Annotated in this window: 2 protein-coding genes; both read left to right on the forward strand. The window is 67.0% G+C overall.

The features are described from left to right. Positions 1-202: 202 nt before the first annotated feature. On the forward strand, positions 203-811 hold the full coding sequence (locus ACN6LM_RS37720) for a CDP-alcohol phosphatidyltransferase family protein (RefSeq protein WP_445069936.1): 609 nt from the start codon (positions 203-205) through the stop codon (positions 809-811). 112 nt (positions 812-923) lie between these two features. Next, positions 924-3,419: a mannose-1-phosphate guanyltransferase gene (locus ACN6LM_RS37725; protein WP_143621900.1), complete on the forward strand. Its 2,496-nt coding sequence runs from the start codon at positions 924-926 to the stop codon at positions 3,417-3,419. Positions 3,420-3,529: the final 110 nt, after the last annotated feature.

Here is a 3,529-nt window from a genome sequence, read left to right on the forward strand (position 1 = left end):
TTCAGCGCCGATGGTACTGCAGGGGGGACCCTGTGGGAGAGTAGGACGCCGCCGAACAATCATTGTGGGGAAGCCCCGTGCCGATGGCACGGGGCTTTTTCGCGTTTTCAGGGTGCTCGCCACCCCTGTGCACCCGTCGACTGGGGCTGAGGGTAGGGTCAGGGGGCATCATCGGCACGTTCTTGACACAGGAGGCCCCCGGGTGGAGGTCCAGGAGACCCGCGTTCAGACGGACCGGGTACTCACCATCCCCAACATCCTCAGCATGGCGCGTCTCGTCGGCGTACCTGTCTTCCTGTGGCTGATTCTCCGCCCGGAGTTCGGCGGGCCCAAGAGTGACAGCTGGGCCCTGCTGGTCCTGATGTTCAGCGGTGTCAGCGACTACCTCGACGGCAAGCTCGCACGCCGCTGGAACCAGATCAGCAGCCTCGGCCGGCTACTCGACCCGGCCGCCGACCGGCTCTACATTCTTTCCACGCTCGTCGGACTCACCTGGCGCGAGATCCTGCCTCTCTGGCTCACTGTCGCGTTGCTCGCCCGCGAGCTGATGCTCCTTGTGATGGTGGGAATCCTGCGCCGGCACGGCTATCCGCCGCCCCAGGTGAACTTCCTCGGCAAGGCGGCCACGTTCAACCTCATGTACGCATTCCCCTTGTTGCTGCTCAGCGACGGGCATGGTTGGCTGGCAGAGGTGGCCACCGTTTTCGGATGGGCGTTCGCAGGGTGGGGTACAACCCTCTATTGGTGGGCAGGAATCTTGTACGTGGTTCAGGTCCGCCGCCTGGTCAAGGCGGATGCAGTAGCCGATTGAGCTCGCTGATGTGGTGCCGTGCAACGATGCCGGCCCGCGGCTGATGACACAGAAGCTGCCCTGACGGGCGAAGTCGGCTCGACCGTCGTCTCTCAAGGAGGACGTTTCCGACATGAAGGCCGTCGTGATGGCTGGCGGCGAAGGCACTCGCCTTCGCCCCATGACCTCGAGCATGCCCAAACCGCTCCTGCCCGTGGCCAATCGGCCGATCATGGAGCATGTGCTCCGGCTGCTGAAACGGCACGGGCTCAATGAGACGGTCGTGACCGTCCAGTTCCTCGCCTCCCTGGTGAAGAATTATTTCGGGGACGGCGAAGAGCTCGGCATGGAGCTGAGCTATGCCAATGAGGAGAAGCCGCTCGGCACCGCCGGCAGCGTGAAGAACGCCGAAGAGGCGCTGAAGGACGACACCTTCCTCGTCATTTCCGGTGATGCGCTCACCGACTTCGACCTCACGGATCTCATCGCATTCCACAAGGAAAAGGGCGGCCTGGTCACCGTCTGCCTCACCCGTGTTCCCAACCCCCTGGAATTCGGGATCACGATCGTGGACGAGCAGGGCCAGGTCGAACGCTTCCTGGAGAAGCCGACCTGGGGCCAGGTCTTCTCCGACACCGTGAACACGGGCATCTACGTCATGGAGCCCGAGGTCTTCAACTACGTCGAGGCCGACGCCTCCGTGGACTGGTCCGGGGACGTCTTCCCGCAGCTCATGAAGGAAGGCAAGCCCATCTACGGCTATGTCGCCGAGGGCTACTGGGAGGACGTGGGCACCCACGAGAGCTATGTGAAGGCCCAGGCCGACGTACTGGAGCGCAAGGTCGACGTCGAGATCGACGGCTTCGAGATCTCTCCCGGTGTCTGGGTGGCCGAAGGCGCCGACGTGCACCCCGACGCCGTACTGCGCGGCCCGCTCTACATCGGGGACTACGCCAAGGTCGAAGCCGGCGTGGAGATCCGCGAGCACACGGTCATCGGGTCGAACGTCGTCGTCAAGAGCGGGGCGTTCCTGCACAAGGCCGTGGTCCACGACAACGTGTACATCGGCGACCACAGCAACCTGCGCGGCTGCGTGGTCGGCAAGAACACCGACATCATGCGCGCCTCCCGGATCGAGGACGGCGCCGTCATCGGCGATGAATGCCTCGTCGGTGAGGAATCGATCATCCAGGGGAACGTCCGCGTCTATCCCTTCAAGACCATCGAGGCCGGGGCCTTCGTCAACACCTCGGTGATCTGGGAGTCCCGCGGTCAGGCACACCTCTTCGGGGCGCGCGGCGTCTCCGGCATCCTGAACGTCGAAATCACCCCCGAGCTGGCCGTCAGACTGGCCGGCGCCTACGCAACGACGCTCAAGAAGGGCTCCACCGTCACCACCGCCCGGGACCACTCCCGAGGCGCCCGGGCGCTCAAACGCGCCGTGATCTCCGCCCTCCAGGCCAGCGCCATCGACGTACGGGACCTGGAGAACGTACCGCTGCCCGTCGCGCGGCAGCAGACCGCGCGCGGCAGTGCCGGCGGAATCATGATCCGTACGTCGCAGGGTGTGCCCGACTCCGTCGACATCATGTTCTTCGACGAACGCGGGGCGGATCTCTCGCAGGCGCGGCAGCGGAAACTGGACCGCGTCTACGCCAGGCAGGAGTACCGCCGGGCGTTCCCCGGCGAGATCGGGGACATCTACTTCCCGTCCAGCGTCTTCGACTCGTACACCGGGTCGCTGCTGCGCAACGTGGACACGACCGGGATCGCCGACGCCCAGCTGAAGGTCGTGGTCGATGCCTCCAACGGCAGCGCGGGACTCGTGCTGCCGAGCCTCCTCGGGCGGCTGGGCGTCGACGCGCTCACCATCAACCCCGGTCTTGACGAATCCCGGCCGACCGAGACTGCCGAAGCCCGGCGCAAGGGTCTCGTGCGGCTGGGCGAGATCGTCTCCTCCGCTCGGGCGGCCTTCGGCGTCCGCTTCGACCCCGTGGGCGAGCGGCTGTCCCTGGTGGACGAACGGGGCCGGATCGTCGAGGACGACCGGGCGCTGCTCGTCATGCTCGACCTCGTCGCCGCCGAGCGGCGCAGCGGTCGGGTGGCGCTCCCGGTCACCACGACCAGGGTCGCCGAGCAGGTCGCCGCGTACCACGGCACGCAGGTCGAGTGGACGACCACGTCGCCGGACGACCTGACCCGGGTGGGGCGTGAGGAAGGCACCATCTTCGGAGGAGACGGGCGCGGCGGCTTCATCGTTCCCGAATTCGCGAGTGTCTTCGACGGGACGGCCGCATTCGTGCGGCTCATCGGGCTCGTCGCACGGACGCAGCTCACCCTGAGCCAGATCGACGCCCGCATCCCGCGCGCCCACGTCCTGCGTCGTGACCTGGCGACACCGTGGGCCGTGAAGGGCCTGGTCATGCGCCGCGTCGTGGAGGCGGCCGGCGACCGGGACGTTGACACCACGGACGGTGTACGGGTCGTGGAGGCGGACGGGCGCTGGGTCATGGTGCTGCCCGACCCGGCGGAAGCCGTCACCCACCTGTGGGCCGAGGGACCCGACGACGCCTCCGCCGAAGCGCTGCTCGACGAGTGGGCGGCGGTCGTGGACAGCGCGGGCAACTGAAGCCGGGCCGCGGGGACGGGTGGACACGGCGGACATGGGGCGTTACGAGCAACTGCGCGCCCAGGGCGTCCCCTTCGTCCTGGTCAACGGCTTCTCGCCCAAGGTGCAGG

The organism is Streptomyces sp. SAS_281 (assembly GCF_052542855.1).